Source organism: Pseudomonas sp. NPDC087804, assembly GCF_044742965.1.
In the GTDB taxonomy this organism is placed as follows: Bacteria; Pseudomonadota; Gammaproteobacteria; order Pseudomonadales; family Pseudomonadaceae; genus Aquipseudomonas; species Aquipseudomonas rustica.
On record NZ_JBIUVN010000001.1, the window covers coordinates 183,775 to 205,455 of the forward strand.

The following is a 21,681-nucleotide window of genomic DNA, read 5'->3' on the forward strand; positions in this document are numbered from 1 at the left end:
TCCAAATGTAGGAGTGAGCCTGCTCGCGATCGCCATAACGCGGTGAACCTGCTTACTCAGGAATCACCGCAATCACATCAATCTCCATCAACCACTGCGGCTGCCCCAGCGCCGACACCACCAGACCGGTCGAAATCGGGAACACGCCTTTGAGCCACTTGCCCACCTCGCCATACACCGCTTCGCGATAACGCGGGTCGATCAGGTAGGTGGTGGTTTTGACGATGTGGCTCATGTCGCTGCCGGCTTCTTCCAGCAACTGCTTGACGTTGCGCATCGCTTGTTCCGCCTGCGCACGCGGGTCGCCCAGACCGACCAGATTGCCATCGAAATCAGTGCCGACCTGACCACGGACATACACCGTGTTACCGGCACGCACGGCCTGGCACAGGTCGTTGTCCAGCGTCTGGTTCGGGTAGGTGTCCTTGGTGTTGAACATACGGATGCGAGTGTGGGTTGGCGTGCTCATTTACAGCTCCAGAATCAGGGTTGTCCGGCGCAATCGGCGCCGGATCGAAAGAGGCAAATCAGGCGTCGACGGTGTCGGCGATTTTGTTGTGCGCAGGCGAGTGCAGTTCGGCTTCACGCTGCTCGGCGTCGCGATAGTCCAGATATTTGCGCTGGGTCGCGATGTGATCGGCGACGTGTTTGGCGTCGTGCCAAACACCCCAGATGAACGACGAACCGCGACGCGACTGCCACGGCAAACCAAGGAAATAAACCCCCGGCTCGCTCGACACACCGCGCTGATGCACAGGCTTGCCTTTGTCATCGAACGCCGCGACTTGCAGCCAGGAATAATCCACGGCAAAACCAGTGGCCCAGATGATCGAGGTGATGCCAGCCTTGGCCAGGTTCAGATCGGCCAGCGGGTTTTTCACGCACTCAGGCTCCGGAAACGTTTCGCGTGCTTCCGGTTCTTCCGGCAGATCGAGGCCGTTACGCTCGATGTAAGCGTCGGCAGCATCCAGCAGTGCCAGATAGTTTTCGTCACCGCGATTGAGGTTGCCGACCAGATCCTGCTTGAAAGTGACCACGCCGTTATTGAACGACTCGGTCACACCGACCAGGGTCATGCCGCGATGGGCCAGCCCGCGAAAATCGATGGTGCGCCCGCCATGCGCGCCGCTGACCGCGATGGTCACGTGCTCGCGGCCAGGTTTCATCGCCGCTTGATCCCACTCGCCCAACACGCCCAGCCACCAGCAGAAATCACGGTTGCGGTAAGCGCGAGGCGGGCGGTCGTGGGCGCCGACGGACAGGAAAACCTGCTTGCCGGAACGCTGCAACTCATCAGCAATCTGTACGCCGGAAGAACCGGCACCGACCACCAGCACTGCGCCTTCCGGCAGTTGCTGCGGGTTGCGATAGTCAGCGGAGTGGATCTGCAGCAGACGTTCGTCTTGCGGGGCAATCGCCGGGATCACCGGTTTCTGAAACGGGCCGGTAGCCGCGACCACACGGCTGGCTTCGATCACGCCTTCGGAGGTTTCGACGGTGAAACCCGGACGACCGACATTGCGCACCACGCTTTTGACTTCAACGCCGGTGCGGATCGGCGCATTGAATTTGTTCGCATAGGCTTCGAAGTAATCGGCCACGCGTTCTTTCGGGGCGAAACCATCGGGGTCGACGTCATCGAATTCCAGACCCGGAAAGCGGTCGTGCCACGCCGGGCCGTTGGCGACCAGCGAATCCCAGCGCCCGGTGCGCCAGCGTTCGGCGATGCGATTGCGCTCCAGCACCAGGTGCGGCACACCGAGTTTGCTCAGGTGCTCACTCATGGCGACGCCTGCCTGGCCGGCACCCACGATCAGCGTGTCTGTTTTTATTATTTCAGTGGTCATCTCTACATCCTTCCTAGCAAGGCAGTTGGATTCGGGCGCTGTTGGCTTGTCCGTTTGGCTTGAGGTCAGACTAGGGAGAGGGGGGATATCGGTAAAATATTATTAAGCTGGGATGTGAAGATAAAATTCTGATGCAGGGGGGTGAAGGCCTTTGAATACGGGGGTTCTAGCAGTGGACGAACCTGCTACTACACACAAAAATCTTCCACCAGAGTGCAATCCTTGTGGTGAGGGGATTTATCCCAGATGGGTCGCGAAGCGGCCCTTCTTTTGATTTCAAAAAAAGGGACTGCTGCGCAGTCCAACGGGGATGAATCCCCTCGCCACAGGGTAATGGTAATCTTAGAGGGGGTATCGGTTGAGGAACGCCAGCAGGTCTTCATTCAATGCTTGCGCATGGGTCACCGCAAAACCATGCGGTGCACCGGCATACACCTTCAACTCAGCACCCTTGATCTGCGCAGCAGCCTGCTTACCCGTGGTTTCAAACGGCACAATTTGATCGCCGTCGCCATGAATCACCAGCGTCGGCACATCGATCTTGGCCATGTCCGGACGGAAGTCGGTTTCCGAGAACGCAGTAACGCAATCCACGGTGCCCTTGAGCGACGCCAGCAGCGCCACATTCAGGGTCTGCGTGAGTACGCCGTCAGAGACTTTCTGGCCCTGATTGGTGCCATAGAACGGCGCGGCAAAATCGGCGATGAACTGCGCACGATCCTTCAACAGGCCAGCCTTGATTCCGTCGAATACCGACGTGTCGACGCCTTCCGGGAAATCAGGTTTCTTGCCGAACAACGGCGTCACCGCACCCAGCAACACAAGGCCAGCAACGCGCTCGCTGCCATGGCGGGCGATATAGCGGCTGACGTCGCCACCGCCCATGGAGAAGCCCACCAGCGTCACGTCACGCAGATCCAGATGGTTGATCAATTGCGCGATGTCATCGGCGAAAGTGTCGTAGTCGTAACCTGTCCACGGCTGATCGGAGCGGCCGAAACCCCGGCGATCGAACGCGATGGTGCGGTAGCCACGGCTACTCAGGTATTCCATCTGGTATTCCCACATGTCGGCATCCAGCGGCCAGCCGTGGCTGAACAGCACGGGTTTGCCGCTGCCCCAGTCCTTGAAATAAATCTCGGTGCCGTCTTGCGTGGTGAATGTGCTCATGCAAACTCCTTGCGTCAGCGATGGTTTGGAAAGCCGAAATGGCAGCCTTCACTATCGGCGCAAAGCGTTGCTGCTACTTGTATGCAGGTGCTGGGTTGAAGGGGGGCCAAATCGCCGGATTTGGATGATGCATCTTTGAGTTGCTGTTCATTCGTGACGCGCTGGACGGGGACTTAGCCTAGAACATTAATCAACTGTGGCGAGGGAGCAAGCTCCCTCGCCACAGGTACAGTGTTCAGCAAATTACTCAGCGAAACGCCGGCACCACGTGCTTGATAAACAGCTCCAGCGATTTCTTTTTCTCGGCATGCGGCAAGCTGTTGTCGCACCAGAAGCTGAACTCATCGACGCCCAGTTCCTGGTAGTACTTGATGCGCGGAATAATCTCTTCCGGCGTGCCGATCATTGCGGTTTTGTGCAGGCTTTCCAGTTCGAACTCAGGACGCCCGGCAAACTTCTCTTCCGGGCTTGGGTCGAGGAAGCCGTTGACCGGGGTTTGCTTGTTGCCGAACCACGCGTCGAAGGTGCGGTAGAAGCGCGAGATCGCTTTGGCGCCGACTTTCCAGCCGTCCGGATCGTCTGCGGTGTGTACGTGGGTATGACGCAGCACCATCAATTGTGGACGCGGCACGTCGGGGTTGTTGTCCAGTGCGGTCTGGAATTTGTTCTTCAGGTCGAGAACTTCTTCGTCGCCTTTCATCAACGGCGTAACCATCACGTTGCAGCCGTTGGCCACGGCGAAGTTGTGCGAATCCGGATCGCGGGCGGCGATCCACATCGGCGGGTTCGGCTGCTGAACCGGCTTCGGCACGCTGGTCGAAGTGGGGAATTTCCAGATGTCGCCGTCGTGGGCGTAATCGCCTTTCCACAGGGCGCGCACCACCGGAACCATTTCACGCAAGGCCTGACCGCCGGAAGAGGCCGGCATGCCGCCGGCCATGCGATCGAATTCAACCTGATAGGCGCCACGGGCCAGCCCGACTTCCATGCGACCGTTGCTGATCACGTCGAGCAGAGCGCATTCACCGGCCACCCGCAACGGGTGCCAGAACGGCGCGATGATGGTGCCGGCGCCGAGGTGGATGGTCGTGGTTTTTGCCGCGAGGTAGGCCAGCAGCGGCATCGGGCTTGGCGAAATGGTGTATTCCATCGCGTGGTGTTCGCCGATCCACACGGTGCTGAAACCGCCGGCCTCGGCCATCAGGGTGAGTTCGGTCAGGTCTTCGAACAGTTGGCGGTGGCTGACGCTTTCGTCCCAGCGCTCCATGTGTACGAACAGGGAAAATTTCATCACGCTTCCTCGGATCTTTTGTTGTTGAGGCAAAAACTTGTAGGCCTTCGCCTGCTTACGCTGAACTCTGTAGGAGCTGCCGAAGGCTGCGATCTTTTGATCTGGTCTTTAAAGCAAAATCAAAAGATCGCAGCCTGCGGCAGCTCCTGCATTGATCTATTCAGGCCAGGACGGGCAGGGCGCCCATTTTGCCGTGGCAGTACACCAGCGGGCCGCTGTGCTGCTCGGGGACGATCAGGTTCTTCACGGCGCCGACCATGATGGCGTGGTCGCCGCCTTCGTATTCACGCCACAGTTCACACTCGATGACAGCCGTCGCGTTGGCCAAAATCGGGTTACCCAGTTCGCTCAACGTCCACTCGATGCCGTGCGCCTTGTCCTTGCCTTTGCGGGCGAAAGCGTAGGCCTCGCTTTGCTGGCCGCCGGACAGAACATGAATCGCGAAGCGTTTGTTCTTGATCAGCACAGGGTAGGAGTCCGAGCTGTAGTTGGGGCAGAACAGCACCAGCGCAGGATCCATCGACAGCGAGCTGAAGGCGCTGGCGGTCAGGCCGACGATCTGCCCGTCATCATCCAACGTGGTGATGACAGTGACGCCGGACGGAAACGAGCCCATGACTTGTTTGTAGATGGCTGCATCGATCATTGGACGATCCTCGGGTGTTGTGACACGATTTTTATGTATTTGTTGGTCTGATGGTATACCAGTAATTTTTCTTTGCAAGGGCTTTTAAGCTGAACCGATTAACGTGGTGCTTTCGTCGGAAACTCAACGTTTATTGGGCTTGCGGCTGGCCTGTGAGCCGCGGTTTCAGGGAGGATGACGTATCAGTTAGCGCTGTGAACTACGGATCAGTCTTGTGAAAAGTTTGGAATACCATAATATGGTCTGCATCTGAGGGGCGGCCAGAGAGTCCCCCCGGTTTGGCTTCATACAAAGATAAGAACAGACAAACTCGAGTTCATTCCTATGCCCCAGATGTCCAGGCAAGATCCGTTGATCGAGAATCATACGGTCGACTACGTCCCACTCGCGGAACGCCACGGGAAGGCCCGCGACCTTTTCACCCTTTGGTTCAGCACCAACATTGCGCCACTGCCCATCGTCACCGGCGCCATGGTGGTTCAGGTGTTCCATCTCGATTTGTTCTGGGGTCTGCTGGCGATTGCGCTGGGGCACATGATTGGCGGCGTGGTGATTGCGCTGGCCTCGGCGCAAGGCCCGCGCATGGGCATTCCGCAGATGGTGCAGAGCCGTGGTCAGTTCGGGCGTTATGGCGCACTGTTGATCGTGTTTTTTGCGGCGATCATTTACATAGGCTTCTTCATTTCCAACATCGTGCTGGCGGGTAAATCCATCGTCGGCCTTGCACCGTCGGTGCCGGCTCCGCTGAGCATTTTGATTGGTGCGCTGGCGGCCACGGCCATTGGCGTGATCGGCTACAACTTCATTCACACGCTGAACCGCATCGGCACCTGGGTGATGGGCAGCGCGTTGCTCGCCGGCTTCATCTATATCTTCGCCCATGACTTGCCGGCGGATTTCCTCACGCGCGGCAGCTTCAACCTGTCCGGTTGGCTGGCGACGGTGTCGTTGGGGATCATCTGGCAGATCAGTTTCTCGCCGTACGTGTCCGACTATTCGCGTTATTTGCCGGCGGATATTGGCATCGCCAAGCCATTTTGGGCGACGTATCTGGGCGCGACGCTGGGCACAATTCTGTCGTTCAGCTTCGGCGCAGTGGCGGTGTTGGCGACTCCGGAAGGCACCGAGGCGATGGCGGCGGTCAAGCAGTCGACGGGCTGGCTGGGGCCGATTTTGATGGTGCTGTTTTTGCTCAATATCATCAGCCATAACGCCCTGAATCTGTATGGCGCGGTGCTGTCGATCATCACCTCGATCCAGACCTTCGCCAGCCAATGGACGCCGAGCATCAAGGTGCGCGTGGTGCTATCGAGTGTCGTGTTGGCGGGTTGCTGCGTGGTGGCACTGGGTGCCTCGGCGGATTTCATCTCCGAGTTTATCGGGCTGATTCTGGCGCTGTTGCTGGTGCTGGTGCCGTGGGCGTCGATCAACCTGATCGACTTCTACCTGATCAAACGCGGCAACTACGACATCACCTCGATCTTCCGCGCTGACGGCGGGATTTACGGGCGCTTCAATCTGCACGCGATCGTTGCGTACTTCATCGGCATCATTGTGCAGCTGCCGTTCGCCAACACTTCGCTGTATGTCGGGCCGTACGCCAATCTGGTGGAGGGTGCGGATCTGTCGTGGCTGGTCGGGCTGGTGGTCACTGTGCCGCTGTATTACTGCCTGGCGACACGTGGGCAGGCGCAGCAGAGCAGGGTGGCAAAACTGAGCTATCGCTCCTAACCGATTTCTCTGGTGATGTCCCCTCACCACAATTGACTTGCGGGATGCTCACGCATCCCGGTGGTCATTCATATTGGCCACATCGATCCCCTTTTGGCCCATCCCCCACTGTGATCCGTCTACGCTGTCAGCAAGAATCAAAACCACAACGAAACGCTAGACCTTTTTTACCCTCGGCTACCTTTAAAGCCGCTGCCGTGTACAGAACATAAAAACCATCGAACTCACGCCGCATTTTGGGGAAATAACCATGGTCACGATGAAACGCATTCTGGGTGCCGCCGTGTGTGGGCTGACGCTGCTGGCCAGCGCCGTCCAGGCCGAGCAACGCGAACTGCGGGTGTACAACTGGGCGGATTACATTCTGCCGTCCGTGCCCAAGGATTTCGCTGCAAAAAGCGGTATCAAAGTGATCTGGGACACCTTCGACACCAACGAATCCCTGGAAGCCAAACTGCTCACCGGCAACTCCGGTTACGACCTCGTCGTGCCGTCGAACCAGTTCCTCGAAACGCAGATCAAGGCCGGCGTGTTCCAGAAACTCGACAAGACGAAATTGCCAAACTGGAGCCACCAGGATCCGGAGCTGTTGAAACTGCTGGGCAAGAACGACCCCGGCAACCAGTACGGCGTGCCTTACATGGTCGGTACCGTGCTGATCGGCTTCAACCCGGCCAAGGTCAAAGCTGCACTGGGCGACAACGCGCCGGTGGACAGTTGGGATCTGGTGTTCAAACCGGAGAACATGGAAAAACTCAAATCCTGCGGCGTAGCGATGCTCGATTCGCCGACGGAAATTCTGCCGCTGGCCCTGCATTATCTCGGCCTCGACCCGAACAGCCAAAACCCTGCCGACTATGAAAAAGCCAAAGAGCTGATGCTCAAGGTTCGTCCGTACGTCACCTACTTCAACTCGGCCAAGTACATGACTGACATCGCCAATGGCGACATCTGCGTGGCCATCGGTTATTCGGGTAGCTTCTACCAGTTTGGCAACCGCGCCAAAGAGGCAAAAAACGGTGTCGTGGTCGACTGGCGCTTGCCGAAGGAAGGCGCGCCGATCTGGTTCGACACTTTCGCGATTCCGAAGAGCGCGAAGAACGTCGAAGAGGCCCACGAATTCCTCAACAACTTGCTCGATCCGAAAGTGATCGCGCCGATCAGTGACTTCCTCGGCTACCCGAATGCGAACAAGGATTCGATCCCGCTGATCAACAAAGAGATCACCGACAACCCGAACCTGACGCCGACCCCGGAGGCACTGAAAAACCTCTACGTCGTCCAGCCATTGCCGCAGAAACTCGAACGCGTACGCACCCGCGTCTGGACCAGCATCAAGTCCGATAAATAGTCTCCGTCCAGACGAAATTCCCCTGTAGGAGCTACCGCAGGCTGCGATCTTTTGATCTTGTTTTTAAAAATCAAAGTCAAAAGATCGCAGCCTGCGGCAGCTCCTACAGGGCTTCGGTTTGGTTTTGTTTTCGGGTGATGACCAGACTCAGCAACACCGAACCAAAAATCACCCCGCCCACCACCAGCAGCGACCACTCCACCGGCATGTGAAACCATGGCATCAGCACCATTTTTCCGCCGATAAACACCAGCACGATTGCCAGCCCGTACTTGAGCAAATGAAAGCGGTCAGCCATGTCCGCCAGCAGGAAGTACAGCGCGCGCAAGCCCATGATCGCGAAGATGTTCGAGGTGAACACAATGAACGGGTCCGTGGTCACGGCGAAGATCGCCGGGATGCTGTCGACCGCGAACATCAAATCACTGGCCTCGATCAATACCAGCACCAGAAACATCGGCGTCGCCCAGCGCACACCGTTTTGCAGAACAAAAAAGCGTTCGCCATGAAAGCCACTGGTGATGCGCATATGACCGCGCACCCAGCGCAGCAAAGGGTTCTTGTCCAGATCCGGTTGCTGGTCAGCAAATACCAGCATCTTGATCCCGGTGATGATCAGGAACACGCCGAACGCGTACAGCAGCCATTCGAACTGCGACACCAGCCACACGCCGGCGAAAATCATCACCGCGCGCATCACAATCGCCCCGAGCACGCCGTACAGCAGCACGCGGCGTTGCAACTCCGGCGGCACCGCGAAGTAGGTGAAAATCATCACGAAGATGAACATGTTGTCGATCGACAGCGATTGCTCGATCAGATAACCGGTGAGAAATTCCAGGGTCTTCTGCCGGGCGATATCGGCACCGAATTCGCCGTGCAAATACCACCACAACAGCGCGGCGAAACTCAGTGCCAACAAGCACCAGGCAATCACCCATGACAAGGCTTCGCGCACTGAGACGCGGTGCGCCTTGCGCCCACCGAACACAAAAAGATCCAATGCGAGCATCGCCAGCACGAAGACGACGAAGGCGCCCCACATCCACGGTTCGCCGATATTGATATTGGTTGAAGGCATGTCACGCTCCCTGTCTTTTATTCGATTAGCGTCAGACGTGGCCATGCTAGCGACGAGTTTGCGCGAAAGAAAAATCGTTTATTTCTGCGGTAGAGTTCGATAAAAACGAAGTGTCGGGCCAACAAGGCAGTCCGACTCATCCTCGAATTTCGGGTCGCACCTTTGGTGTTACCCCTACAGGGCGGCACTTTCAGCCATGCAAACCGACATCCTCGAACCGCAAGCCGTGTGCAGCCCGATCACCCGCAGCGCGATTTTTATCGTCGCGACACTCAATGAAGGCGCTGACGCCGCCGCAACGGTGAAAGGCTGGTGCGGCGACGTCGCCGGGCTGGTGCGCTCGGTCGGCAAGCGCGTGCCGTCGGGCAATCTGACCTGCATCTGCGGCTTTTCCTCGAACGCCTGGGATCGTTTATTCGGCAGCCCGCGACCGGCGTCCCTGCACGCGTTCCGCGAATTTGGCGGGGAAGGGCGACACGCGCCGTCAACTCCCGGCGATCTGCTGCTGCACATCCGCGCCGATCAGATGGATCTGTGTTTTGAACTGGCGACGCAAATCATGGCCGTGCTGGGCGATGCCGTCACCGTGGTCGACGAGGTGCAGGGTTTCCGTTATTTCGACATGCGCAGCATCATCGGTTTTGTCGACGGCACGGAAAACCCGGTCGGGCGCAAAGCGGTGAATTTCACCATCGTCGGTGATGAAGATCCGGACTTCAGTGGCGGCAGCTACGTGCTGGTGCAGAAATACCTGCACAACATGACGGCGTGGAATTCGCTGAGCGTTGAGGCGCAGGAGCAAGTGATCGGCCGCAAGAAACTCTCCGACATCGAACTGGACGACTCGGTCAAACCTTCCAATTCACACAGTGCACTGACGACGATCACCACCGCCGCGGGCGAGGAGGTGAAGATCCTGCGTGACAACATGCCGTTTGGCCGACCGGGAGCGGGGGAGTTTGGTACGTTCTTTATTGGCTATGCGCGTTCGCCTGAACCGATGGAGCAGATGCTGGAGAACATGTTTGTCGGCAAACCAGTGGGTAACTATGACAAGTTGCTGGATTTCAGCACTGCAGTTACCGGGAGCCTGTATTTCGTGCCGTCGGCTGATTTGCTGGAAGAGTTGGCGGATCGCTGATCAACCAAAGAACTCCCCCGGTGTTTCCCCGAACTGTGAGCGAAACGCCGCAATAAATGCTGACGTCGAATCATAACCACAGGCCAGCGCCACATCGGTGACGCGTTCACCTTTCTCCAGCGGCGTCAGTGCCCCGAGCAGGCGCAGGCGTTGGCGCCAGGCGCGGAAGGTCAGGCCGGTGTCGCGCAGGAACAGGCGGGTGAGGGTCTTTTCAGTGACGCCGAACTTTTCGCTCCAGTGACTCAGGGTGGTCTGCTGCTCCGGGTGTTGCTCCAGGCTTTGGTAGATTTGTTTTAAGCGCGCGTCCTGCGGCAGCGGTAGCATCAGATCGATCTGCGGCGCTTCGGCCAGTTGATCGAGGATCACCTGCGCCATGCGCCCGTGCGGGCCGCTCTGGTCGTATTCCACCGGCACCTGACTGAACGCGCGGATCAGTTCGCGAAGCAAATCACTGACGCCGAGCACATGACAATGCTCAACCGCCCAGCCCGCCACACTGCAATCGATGTAGAGGCTGCGCATTTCGGTGTGCGGCGAGCTGAATACCCGATGCGGCACACCGGCCGGAATCCACACCGCGCGCTCCGGTGGCGCGACAAAGCGGCCGGCGCTGGTCTGCACTTCGAGCACACCTTGAATCGCGTACGACAACTGCACCCACGGGTGACTATGGCGCCGGGTCAGTGCGCGATTGGGCAGTGATTCCGTGCGTCCATACAGCGGACGCGGCAGGCTGGGCAGCCCGGGAATGCTGCGGCGGATGCTTTTTTCATGTCCTTTAGGCGGCATCTCAAGGCTCTTCGGCGTTAGTCGGTAATTTGCAGTCACGTTAGAGTCGTCGGCACGCACTGGCAACCCCCGGATAAAAACACCATGACTCGCCCAAGATTTTTGCCCGATAACTTCACCCTGACGCTGATCGCTGTTGTGCTGCTCGCCAGTTTTCTGCCGGCCAGCGGCCAAGTCGCGGTCGGTTTTGGCTGGCTGACCAACATCGCCATCGCGCTGCTGTTTTTCCTGCATGGCGCCAAGCTCTCTCGCGAATCAATCATCGCCGGCGCCGGTCACTGGCGTTTGCATCTGTTGGTGTTCGGCCTGACCTTCGTGCTGTTCCCGCTATTGGGTCTGGCGCTGAAACCGCTGCTGTCACCGCTGATCGGCGACAAGCTGTACATGGGCATGTTGTACCTCTGCGCCTTGCCGGCCACGGTGCAGTCGGCGATTGCCTTCACCTCGCTGGCGCGAGGCAATATTCCGGCGGCGATCTGCAGCGCGGCGGCATCGAGCCTCTTCGGCATTTTCCTCACGCCGTTGCTGGTGACGCTGTTGCTCAACGTCCACGGTGACGGCGGCTCGACGCTGGATGCGATCCTCAAGATCAGCGTGCAATTGCTCCTGCCGTTTATTGCCGGACAGATTGCCCGCCGCTGGATCGGCGCGTGGGTCGGCCGCAACAAGAGCTGGTTGAAATTCGTTGATCAGGGCTCGATTCTGCTGGTGGTGTACGGCGCGTTCAGCGAGGCGGTCAATGAAGGCATCTGGCATCAGATTCCGCTGATTGAGCTGTTGGGGCTGGTGGTGGTTTGCTGCATTTTGCTGGCGCTGGTGCTCGTGGCCTCGACGCTGTTGGGCAAGGCGTTTGGCTTCAATCAGGAAGACCGCATTACCATCCTGTTCTGCGGCTCGAAAAAGAGCCTGGCCACTGGCGTGCCGATGGCGCAGGTGTTGTTTGCCGGCAGCACGATTGGCGTGTTGATCCTGCCGCTGATGTTGTTTCATCAGATTCAGTTGATGGTCTGTGCGGTGTTGGCACAGCGTTATGCGAAACGGCAGGAGTCGGTGCCGGAGTTGATGGCACAGGTTGATCCGTGAGCTGACACCTCACGCCCGAACGCACGAATCCTTGTAGGAGCCGAGCCTGCTCGCGAAAGCGGTGTGTCTGCCACGATGGTTTTGAATGTGATGACGCCTTCGCGAGCAAGCTCGGCTCCTACAGGGTTTTGCGTCGTATACAAAATCCCTGGCACACCACAAATCATTGTAGGAGCTGAGCTTGCTCGCGAAAGCGGTGTGTCTGTCACGATGGTTTTGAATGTGCCAACGCCTTCGCGAGCAAGCTCGGCTCCTACAGGATTGTTGTGTTACTGGGGGCTGTTGAACTGGTCGGAATAGCTGCCAGTCATCAATGCCGACGCAACGCGATCAGAACCCACGCCAACGCGAGAATAGGCGAGACGGTTGGCGTTTAAGCGATCTGCGCCGTCGGATGCCACAGCATTCGCGCCGACGTGATCGGATCCATCAGCGGCCACAGCACCCGCGCCGACATGATCGGATCCATCAGCAGCCACAGCACCCGCGCCGACATGATCTGCGCCGTCAGCAGCCACAGCACCCGCGCCGACGTGATCTGCGCCGTCGGATGCCACAGCACCCGCGCCGACATGATCAGAGCCGTCAGCAGCCACAGCACCCGCGCCGACATGATCAGAGCCGTCAGCGGCGACGGCATTCGCGCCGACGTGATCTGCGCCGTCAGCAGCCACAGCACCCGCGCCGACATGATCTGCGCCGTCAGCAGCCACCGCACCCGCGCCGACGTGATCGGCGCCGTCTGCGGCCACCGCATTCGCGCCGACATGATCAGAACCGTCCGCAGCAACCGCACCCGCCCCAACATGATCCGACCCATCCGCCGCCACCGCTTGCGGCTGTCCGGCCCAGACTCCGGGCGCGACCATCGTTGCCGCTACTGCGAATACAACGCCTGACAAAAGCTTGTGATTCATGATCTTCTCCACGACCCGTCAGCCACAACGTAGTTGAGCAATGCCTGCCATTCGATCACAGGCGTTCGGCCCACTGGCTTGGGTCTAGCTAATTGGCGATTGGCACGGGCGCACCATCGAGATGCACGGGTGTCGACGATTTGAACGGCTCCGCAAAGGCAACTGAACCAGTATAGATGGGCATTTGCCCGCCATTGGCCGGAAGGACGAAGGGTGAGGGGATAGTCGTTTCGCTTCCTTGCAGCCACGCGCAAAAAAGAAATCCGTCTAAAAACACTGAACCGGTTTGCGCAGGCTTTGCTAGGCTAAAACAGGTAGGCGAAGACGCAGACTGATGCGCAATCGGATAGCAAGGAGACGTGGGGCGCGTTCCGAAGGGTACACGGTTAGAAAGATCTCCGCGCTGAGATCCAGCCCTTATGCCGTGTGAAGCAGCTGAGACCGTTACTTTCACCCTTGGTCCAGTACTGTGAGACTCCCGATAAACCTTGTAAGCCAGAGACCAGCACTGGCCGCCTACTCAAACACCAAAGCCCGCCCCGTGCGGGCTTTGTCTTTCTCTATAAACTCCCACGTACCTTGTGGCGAGGGGATTCATCCCCGTTGGGCTGCAAAGCAGCCCCCCAGGCCTCCAGACTACATCCCAGCCAAAGCCTGCAACAAATCCCCCCGCAAATCCTCAACATCCTCAACCCCCACCGACAGCCGCACCAACCCGTCACCAATCCCGAGTTTAGCCCGCGTCTCAGCCGGAATCGTCGCATGCGTCATGATCGCCGGATGCTCGATCAAACTCTCCACACCGCCCAGACTTTCCGCCAAAGCAAAGATCTTCACATTCTCCAAAAACCGTCGCGCACCGGCCAGATCACTGTTCAGATCAACAGAAATCATCCCGCCAAAACCACGCATCTGCCGCTTGGCCAACTCATGCTGCGGATGCGACGGCAGCCCCGGATAGTAGACACGTTTAACCTGCGGCTGCTGCTCCAGCCACTGCGCCAGCTCCAGCGCATTGCTGCAATGACGCTCCATGCGCAGCGCCAATGTCTTCACTCCGCGCAAGGTCAGAAACGCATCGAACGGCCCGGCAATCGCCCCGACGGCGTTTTGCAGAAAACCCAGTCTCTCCGCCAGTTCAGCGTTCTGCCCAACCACGGCGATCCCGCCAATCACATCGGAGTGGCCGTTCAAATACTTGGTGGTCGAGTGCAGCACGATGTCGAAACCCAACTCCAGCGGCCGCTGGATATAGGGACTGGCGAAGGTGTTGTCGGCCACGCAGATAATCCCGCGTGCGCGGCAGATGCGCGCAATCGCGGCCAGATCCGACAGGCTCAGCAGCGGGTTGGTCGGCGTCTCGACCATGACCATCCGCGTGTCGTCCTGCAATGACGCTTCGAACGCCGACAGATCCGCCAGATCAACGAAGCTGAAACGATGCCCGGCGCTGCGCTGACGCACCTTGTCGAATAGACGGAACGTTCCACCGTACAGATCGTTGCCGGAAACAATGTGCGAGCCGGCATCGAGCAATTCCAGCACCGTCGAAATCGTCGCCAGCCCTGAAGCAAACGCAAACGCCCGCGTGCCACCTTCAAGATCCGCCACGCAACGCTCCAGGGCGAAGCGCGTCGGGTTGTGCGAGCGGCCGTAATCGAAACCTTTGTGCACGCCGGGGCTGTCTTGCAGGTAGGTGGAGTTGGCGTAGATCGGCGGCATCAGCGCGCCGGTGGTCGGATCCGGTTCCTGCCCGGCGTGGATCACCCGGGTCGCGAAGCCTTGGGATTTATCGTCGTGCTGACTCATGCGAGGGATCTCCGTAATTGGTTGAGCATGTCGACGCGGGTGATCAGGCCATGGAAGCCCGAAGCGTCAGCGATGATGGCGACGAGGCCACGGCTGAGCACGCTTTCCAGCTCAGCCAGATCGGCGTTCGGCGCGAGGGTTTGCAGTTTGTCGGTCATGGCGCTGGCCACCGGTTTGCGGAAGTGCGCGGCGTCTTCATGGACGCCGAGCAGGATGTCCGACTCATCGATGACACCGACCAATTGCTTGCCGTCGATCAACACCGGCAACTGCGAAACGTCGGCCAGGCGCATGCGCTGGAACGCGGTCAGCAGGGTGTCGTCGGGGCCGACACTGATCACCCGGCCATCTTCAAAACGACGAGCAACCAGGTCGCGTAAATCACCGTAGCCTTTGCGTTTGAGCAGGCCCTGATCGGTCATCCATTGGTCGTTGTAAACCTTCGACAGATAGCGCGTGCCGGTGTCGCAGACGAAACTGACTACGCGCTTCGGCTCGGTCTGTTCGCGGCAATAACGCAGCGCCGCGGCGAGGAGGGTGCCGGTGGAGGAGCCGCCGAGAATACCTTCGGCCTTGAGTAATTGACGGGCGTGATCGAAGCTTTCTTCGTCGCTGATCGAGTAGGCGTGGCGCACGCTGGAGAGGTCGGTGATCGACGGAATAAAATCTTCGCCGATGCCTTCCACCGCCCATGAACCGGGCGTCGGCAGGCTGCCGTCGCGGCTGTATTGCGCCATGACCGAGCCGACCGGATCGGCCAAGACCATTTCCAGATCCGGTTGCACGCGTTTGAAGAAACGGGTCAAACCGGTCAGCGTGCCGGCCGAGCCAACGCCGACCACAATCGCGTCCAGATCATGTTCGGTCTGCGCCCAGATCTCCGGCGCGGTGCTGCATTCGTGGGCCAGCGGATTGGCGGGGTTGTTGAACTGGTCGGCGAAAAACGCGCCGGGAATGTCTTTCGCCAAGCGTGCGGCGACGTCCTGGTAATACTCGGGATGACCCTTGCCGACATCGGAGCGGGTGATGTGCACCTCGGCGCCCATGGCTTTCAAGTGCAGGACTTTCTCGGTGGACATTTTGTCCGGCACCACCAAAACCACCCGATAGCCTTTGGCGCGGCCGACCAGTGCCAGGCCCAGACCGGTGTTGCCGGCCGTCGCCTCGACGATGGTGCCACCCGGTTGCAGACGGCCATCGCGTTCGGCGGCGTCGATCATCGCCAGGCCGATGCGATCCTTGATCGAGCCGCCGGGGTTCTGTGATTCGAGTTTTAGAAACAGCGTGCACGGCCCGGTATCAAAGCGGGTCACTTGCACCAGCGGGGTGTTGCCGATCAGCCCAAGTACGGCAGGGCGGGATTCCTTTGACATGTCTTCACCTCGGTGTTGGTGATTGATCGCGTTCCATTCGCGCAGAAGATGCTCGCAAGCAACATAGGCCCGGTTGGCACCTCTCGCAACCCCGATCCCCGTAGGAGCTGCGGAACGCTGCGATCTTTTGATGTTGGTTTTTGAAGGGCAAGATCAAAGGATCGCAGCGTTCCGCAGCTCCTACAGGGTGGGAGGGATCATGAGGATTTTTTGTGATGATCAGGATTATATTGAGTTTGATTCACCTGCGACCGATGCCGACAATGCCCGCCATCAACAAGACATTGGAGTTGTTTGTTATGGCACTGGCCCATTCCCTTGGATTTCCGCGCATCGGTCGCGACCGCGAACTGAAAAAAGCGCAAGAGGCGTTCTGGAAAGGAGAACTGAACGAAGCGGGCCTGCGTGACGTCGGGCGCGAACTGCGCAAAGCCCATTGGGACTTGCAGAAGAACGCCGGCATCGAGCTGTTGCCGGTCGGCGATTTCGCCTGGTACGACCAGGTGCTAACGCACTCGCTGATGTTCGGTGTGATTCCGGAGCGCTTCCGTCCGCACGACGGCAAAGCCAGTCTGCACACCCTGTTCGGTATGGCGCGTGGCGTCAGCGACAGTTGCTGCGGCGGTGCTCACGCCCAGGAAATGACCAAGTGGTTCGACACCAACTACCACTACCTCGTCCCGGAATTCAGCGCGGATCAACAGTTCCAGTTGGGTTGGGAACAGTTGTTCGAAGAAGTCGAAGAAGCCCGCGCGCTGGGGCACAACGTCAAACCGGTGATCATCGGCCCGCTGACCTATCTGTGGCTGGGCAAGGCCAAAGGCGCTGAGTTCGACAAGCTCGATTTGCTCGATCGTTTGTTGCCGCTGTACGGCCAGATTTTCTCGCGCCTCGCTGCGCAGGGCGTGGAGTGGGTGCAGATTGACGAGCCGATTCTGGTGCTCGATCTGCCTCAGGAATGGAAGAACGCATTCGAGCGCGCCTACAACCAGATCCAGCGCGATCCGCTGAAGAAACTGTTGGCCACGTACTTTGGTGGCCTGGAAGAAAACCTTGGTCTGGCGGCGAATCTGCCGGTCGACGGTTTGCACATTGATCTGGTGCGTGCGCCGGAACAGTACCCGACGATTCTTGATCGTCTGCCGGCGTATAAAGTGTTGTCGTTGGGTGTGGTCAACGGCCGTAACGTCTGGCGCTGCGATCTGGAAAATGCCCTTGCGACTTTGCAGCATGCGCATGAGCGTTTGGGTGATCGTCTGTGGGTCGCGCCTTCCTGCTCGCTGTTGCACAGCCCGGTGGATCTGGGCCGTGAAGACAAGCTGGATGCCGAACTGAAAAGCTGGCTGGCCTTCGCCGTGCAGAAGTGCGAGGAAGTGGCTGTTCTGGCTCAGGCGGTTAACGAACCGGAAGCGCCGCGAGTGCTGCGGGCATTGACCCAGAGCCGTTCGGTGCAGGCTGCGCGTGCTGCATCGCCACGCATTCACAAACCGGCGGTTCAGGCGCGTGTGGCGGCGATCACTGCCAAGGACAGTCAGCGTCAATCGTTGTTTGCCCAGCGTATCGCCAAGCAGCGTGCCGGACTCGATCTGCCGCTGTTTCCGACCACGACAATTGGTTCGTTCCCGCAAACCGCATCGATTCGTCTGGCTCGCCAGTCGTTCAAGCAAGGCAAGCTCAGCGAAGCGGAATACACCGAGGCGATGCACAGCGAAATCCGCCACGCGGTGGAGATTCAGGAGCGTTTGGGTCTTGATGTGTTGGTGCACGGTGAAGCCGAGCGCAATGACATGGTCGAGTACTTTGCCGAGCAACTCGACGGCTATGTGTTCACCCGGTTTGGCTGGGTGCAGAGCTACGGTTCGCGCTGCGTGAAACCGGCGGTGATTTTTGGTGATCTGAGTCGTCCGAAAGCCATGACCGTCGAATGGATTCGCTACGCCCAGGGCCTGACCCGCAAGGTTATGAAAGGCATGCTGACTGGCCCGGTGACGATGCTGATGTGGTCGTTCCCGCGTGAGGATGTCAGCCGTGAAGTGCAGGCGCGGCAACTGGCGCTGGCGATCCGTGATGAAGTGGTGGATCTGGAAGCCGCCGGCATCAAGATCGTGCAGATCGACGAAGCGGCGTTCCGTGAAGGTCTGCCGTTGCGTCAGGCGCAGTGGCAGCATTATCTGGATTGGGCGACCGAAGTGTTCCGTTTGTGCGCCTCGGGCGTGCGCGATGAAACGCAGATCCATACGCACATGTGCTACAGCGAGTTCAACGATGTGATCGAGTCCATCGCGGCGATGGATGCCGACGTGATCACCATCGAAACTTCGCGCTCGGACATGGAATTGCTGGAGGCTTTCGAAGCTTTCGCCTACCCGAATGAAATCGGCCCGGGCGTCTACGACATCCACTCGCCACGGGTGCCGGATGCGTTGGAAATGGCCAATCTGTTGCGTAAAGCGGCCAAGCGTATTCCGGCGGAACGCTTGTGGGTCAACCCCGACTGCGGCCTGAAAACCCGTGGCTGGCCAGAGACCGAAGCGGCGCTGGTGCACATGGTCACCGCTGCCCGGCAACTGCGCAAAGAACTGGCCTGACGCACAAAGAGCAAAACCTGTAGGAGCCGAGCTTGCTCGCGAAGGCGTCAGCACATTCAGCATCAGCTTTGAATGTACCGGCCTCTTCGCGGGCAAGCCCGGCTCCTACAAGGATTGGTGTTGATCACGGAACCGCGGATTAGCACAAATCCTTGTGGGAGTGAGCCTGCTCGCGAAGGCTGTGGGGTTCTTTCTGACCGAGTACATATCCATTCCTGGGGTAACGGCCGCTTTGGGTTCCGCCCTTACGGCGGGTCACCTTTTCCAAACGCCGAAAAGGTAACCCAAAAGGCTTTGCCCCAGCGTTCGGCCCGCTCGCTGGGGCTCGGGGTTCCTTCGTTACGGAATTCATCCGGGCGCATCGCCTCCGGTTTGCTTCGCTGCACCTCCTCTCGATGCATTTGGCTGCGCCAAACGGTCGCTGCGCTCCCACTCCCGGATATATCCCTCCACTCAGCCTGCCGATGGGGCGTGTGAATCAAGATCAAAAGCAGGCGAGCTGACACTCGGCCTAATGGCGAACACCGCCACGGTAGGAGTGAGCCTGCTCGCGATGGCGATTTGTCAGGCACTGGTTTTGAGGCTGGATGTACACAAAACCTGTAGGAGCCGAGCTTGCTCGCGAAGGCGTCAGCACATTCAACATCAGCTTTGAATGTAAAGGCCTCTTCGCGAGCAAGCTCGGCTCCTACAAGGATCAGTGCTTGCTCATCAGGCCGTGCAGGACGCCGAGGCGCAGGCCGGGTTCGGAGGGGGCCATTTGCGAGATGCCGAATACTTTGAACGCCGCGAGCATCAATACCAATCCGCCGGGCAGGATGCTTTGGCGGTGCGGTTGCAGGCCGGCGAGGTGCAGCTGTTGCACATTGCTCACTTTCAGCAGAAGCAGGGCCAGGCGCAACAGGCCGGCGTAGGTGATGCCGTCCTTGCCGAAGTCATTGAGGTGATTGGCCTTGAGCACTTTGGCCAGCATGCGCGCGGTACCCGACGAGCCGATGGTCTGCTGCCAACCCTGACTCCGATAACGCCGGGCAACCCGTTCAAATTGCAGGATGGCGAAACGTTCGGCTTCTTGCAGGGCACCAGCAGAAATTTCGCCGCCGCGAAAGAACCGCGTACTCAGCGTGCCGCTGCCAATCGCGATGCTTTCAGTCAGCAACGCTTGCGAGCCCTGGCCGAGAATCAGCTCGGTGGAACCGCCGCCTATATCCACCACCAGACGCATGTCTTCAGCACCCGGCAGGGCATGCGCCACACCGGCGTAGACCAGTCGCGCTTCTTCTTGTCCGGAAATCACATCAATGGGAAACCCCAGATGCCGCTCGGCACTGGCCAGAAACAACTGCGCATTGTCTGCCTCACGCACCGCACTGGTCGCCACTGCGCGAACCCGACCGGCCTCGAAACCGCGCAATTTCTTGCCGAACCGCGCCAATGCTTGCCAGCCTCGATCCAGTGCCAGCGCATCCAGCACGCCGCCGTCAAAACCTTCGGCGAGGCGCACCGGTTCGCGCAGGGTTTTCACTTCCTGAATCAGCAAACCCTTTCGACTGCGCAGCGACTGGCCGATCATCAAACGAAAGGCATTCGAACCCAGGTCGATGGCGGCAAACAGCGGGGCGTCTGGTTTCATGGGAATCCTTGCTGAATATCCGCCGGAAGGCTCAAGACGGTTTGCGAGGATTCTGCCGTTGCGTTGATGACATCCTGATGACGGGGCGGGGGCGGTTCAGTGAATTTGTCGCTGTCATGACACTGTCATTATTCAGCGTCTATGCTGGGGTCAATACATCGCGTGTTCTTGAAGTTTCTGCTGCCAGTTTTGGCAGCTTTTTTTTGCCTGCGATTTGAGCGCGGTCACCGATCGTTCCCATGCTCCGCGTGGGAATGCCTCTAGGGACGCTCTGCGTCCAGTGACGCGGAGCGTCACGGGCTGCATTCCCACGCAGAGCGTGGGAACGATCAGGCAGGGGAATGCGTTAGCAGGCTTGTGGGGTTTCACCTCGGGCCAGGCGCGCATTGATGTCGTCAATGACTTCAGGCAAATCAGCGATGGTGTCGATCAAGTAATGCGGACGCGATGGCGCGAACATTTTGCCGATGCGCTCACGTTCTTCCGCGAGACGATCCGACGGCAACGCTTTGAACTGTTCGTAGGTCAATCCGAGCGCATTCCCCGAGCAAGTCAACGCCACCGTCCACATCCCCGCGCTACGCCCTTCGAGAATCCCCGGCCAGGTGTCATCAACCTTGACGCACGCGGCCACATCATCGATGCCCAAGGCAATCACGTTGGCCAACGACTGCGCCGGATACGGCCGGCCATTCGGCACTTCATCGGTGGCGACGACATGGTCAGCCACGTAACCATTCTCCCGCGCCAGTTCGACAACCTTGGCCATCACCACCGCCGGATACCCCGAGCACGAACCGATCTTCAAACCCTTGTCGCGCAACGCCGCAATCGCTTCGAGCGCACCGGGAATCACCGCCGAATGCAGAGCGATTTTTTCGATCTGCAACGGCATGAAACGCTCGTAGATCGCCGTCACATCTTCGTCACTCGGCAAACGATCGAACGCGGCGCGATAGCGCTCGGCGATCTGCGGCAGGTTGCACAACGTGCGGATGTGATCCCACTTGCCCATGCCCATCGGGCCGCGCGCTTCTTCCAGCGATACCGCGACGCCGAACTCGGCAAAGGCCTCGACAAAAATCTGCGTCGGCGCGAACGAGCCGAAATCGACAACGGTGCCGGCCCAGTCAAGGATCGCGGCTTGCAGGTGAGTCGGGTTTTTATACTGCATGGTCAATCTCCGTTTTCGGGTAAGCGTGGGCCGTCCCTCGGCAATGAGGTAGGCGGT

General features: G+C 59.0%; 17 protein-coding genes. 5 read left to right on the plus strand and 12 right to left on the minus strand.

Annotation, left to right across the window (positions count from 1 at the left end; all coding sequences use genetic code 11):
• Positions 1-52 precede the first annotated feature (52 nt).
• The 5 genes from ACIOMO_RS00900 to ACIOMO_RS00920 all read right to left on the minus strand — a co-directional run bounded on the left by ACIOMO_RS00900 (position 53) and on the right by ACIOMO_RS00920 (position 4,954).
• Complete coding sequence (locus ACIOMO_RS00900; RefSeq protein ID WP_201226757.1) at positions 53-469, minus strand: RidA family protein; 417 nt, start codon at positions 467-469, stop codon at positions 53-55.
• Positions 470-527: 58 nt separating this feature from the next.
• Complete coding sequence (locus ACIOMO_RS00905) at positions 528-1,847, minus strand: flavin-containing monooxygenase (protein WP_401237523.1); 1,320 nt, start codon at positions 1,845-1,847, stop codon at positions 528-530.
• Positions 1,848-2,189: 342 nt separating this feature from the next.
• Positions 2,190-3,017: an alpha/beta fold hydrolase gene (locus ACIOMO_RS00910; RefSeq protein ID WP_401237525.1), complete on the minus strand. Its 828-nt coding sequence runs from the start codon at positions 3,015-3,017 to the stop codon at positions 2,190-2,192.
• 247 nt (positions 3,018-3,264) lie between these two features.
• A complete protein-coding gene (locus ACIOMO_RS00915) occupies positions 3,265-4,308 on the minus strand; it encodes an LLM class flavin-dependent oxidoreductase (protein ID WP_401237527.1) in 1,044 nt (347 codons plus the stop codon).
• A gap of 160 nt (positions 4,309-4,468) precedes the next feature.
• Entirely contained in the window at positions 4,469-4,954 is a 486-nt protein-coding gene (locus tag ACIOMO_RS00920; RefSeq protein ID WP_053121239.1) for a flavin reductase family protein, read from the minus strand.
• 324 nt (positions 4,955-5,278) lie between these two features.
• Here ACIOMO_RS00920 and ACIOMO_RS00925 point away from each other — a divergent pair, with 324 nt between their 5' ends.
• Positions 5,279-6,685, plus strand: coding sequence for a purine-cytosine permease family protein (locus tag ACIOMO_RS00925; protein WP_401237529.1), 1,407 nt, complete (start codon positions 5,279-5,281; stop codon positions 6,683-6,685).
• A 250-nt stretch (positions 6,686-6,935) separates the two neighbouring features.
• Positions 6,936-8,036 (plus strand): polyamine ABC transporter substrate-binding protein, encoded by a 1,101-nt coding sequence (locus ACIOMO_RS00930; RefSeq protein WP_401237531.1) that lies wholly within the window; start codon positions 6,936-6,938, stop codon positions 8,034-8,036.
• A gap of 103 nt (positions 8,037-8,139) precedes the next feature.
• On the opposite strand, the gene ACIOMO_RS00935 is transcribed toward ACIOMO_RS00930, so the two are convergent.
• Positions 8,140-9,117: a TerC family protein gene (locus ACIOMO_RS00935; protein WP_400644595.1), complete on the minus strand. Its 978-nt coding sequence runs from the start codon at positions 9,115-9,117 to the stop codon at positions 8,140-8,142.
• 196 nt (positions 9,118-9,313) lie between these two features.
• On the opposite strand from ACIOMO_RS00935, the gene ACIOMO_RS00940 reads away from it, so the two are divergent.
• Positions 9,314-10,258, plus strand: a complete 945-nt coding sequence (locus ACIOMO_RS00940; protein ID WP_401237533.1) for a Dyp-type peroxidase — start codon at positions 9,314-9,316, stop codon at positions 10,256-10,258.
• On the opposite strand, the gene ACIOMO_RS00945 is transcribed toward ACIOMO_RS00940, so the two are convergent.
• Positions 10,259-11,047 carry an AraC family transcriptional regulator gene (locus ACIOMO_RS00945; RefSeq protein ID WP_401237535.1) on the minus strand — a complete coding sequence of 263 codons (789 nt, stop codon included), beginning with the start codon at positions 11,045-11,047 and terminating at the stop codon, positions 10,259-10,261. It lies immediately after the preceding gene.
• A gap of 84 nt (positions 11,048-11,131) precedes the next feature.
• On the opposite strand from ACIOMO_RS00945, the gene ACIOMO_RS00950 reads away from it, so the two are divergent.
• Positions 11,132-12,130, plus strand: coding sequence for a bile acid:sodium symporter family protein (locus ACIOMO_RS00950; RefSeq protein WP_401237537.1), 999 nt, complete (start codon positions 11,132-11,134; stop codon positions 12,128-12,130).
• Between the two features lie 373 nt (positions 12,131-12,503).
• On the opposite strand, the gene ACIOMO_RS00955 is transcribed toward ACIOMO_RS00950, so the two are convergent.
• The 3 genes from ACIOMO_RS00955 to ACIOMO_RS00965 all read right to left on the minus strand — a co-directional run bounded on the left by ACIOMO_RS00955 (position 12,504) and on the right by ACIOMO_RS00965 (position 16,229).
• A complete protein-coding gene (locus ACIOMO_RS00955; protein ID WP_401237539.1) occupies positions 12,504-12,950 on the minus strand; it encodes a hypothetical protein in 447 nt (148 codons plus the stop codon).
• Between the two features lie 733 nt (positions 12,951-13,683).
• Positions 13,684-14,856, minus strand: a complete 1,173-nt coding sequence (locus ACIOMO_RS00960; protein ID WP_401237541.1) for a cystathionine gamma-synthase — start codon at positions 14,854-14,856, stop codon at positions 13,684-13,686.
• On the minus strand, positions 14,853-16,229 hold the full coding sequence (locus tag ACIOMO_RS00965; RefSeq protein ID WP_159814027.1) for a pyridoxal-phosphate dependent enzyme: 1,377 nt from the start codon (positions 16,227-16,229) through the stop codon (positions 14,853-14,855). Before ACIOMO_RS00965 ends, ACIOMO_RS00960 begins: the two co-directional genes overlap by 4 nt.
• A gap of 299 nt (positions 16,230-16,528) precedes the next feature.
• Here ACIOMO_RS00965 and metE point away from each other — a divergent pair, with 299 nt between their 5' ends.
• Positions 16,529-18,817: a 5-methyltetrahydropteroyltriglutamate--homocysteine S-methyltransferase gene (gene metE / locus ACIOMO_RS00970; RefSeq protein WP_401239377.1), complete on the plus strand. Its 2,289-nt coding sequence runs from the start codon at positions 16,529-16,531 to the stop codon at positions 18,815-18,817.
• Positions 18,818-19,514: 697 nt separating this feature from the next.
• Here metE and ACIOMO_RS00975 read toward each other — a convergent pair.
• Both ACIOMO_RS00975 and phnX read right to left on the minus strand, forming a co-directional pair.
• Positions 19,515-20,450, minus strand: a complete 936-nt coding sequence (locus tag ACIOMO_RS00975; RefSeq protein WP_401237543.1) for a Ppx/GppA family phosphatase — start codon at positions 20,448-20,450, stop codon at positions 19,515-19,517.
• A gap of 346 nt (positions 20,451-20,796) precedes the next feature.
• The gene (gene phnX / locus ACIOMO_RS00980; protein WP_212546109.1) at positions 20,797-21,624 is read right to left on the minus strand and encodes a phosphonoacetaldehyde hydrolase; all 828 of its coding nucleotides are present in this window, start codon (positions 21,622-21,624) and stop codon (positions 20,797-20,799) included.
• Between the last annotated feature and the right edge of the window lie 57 nt (positions 21,625-21,681).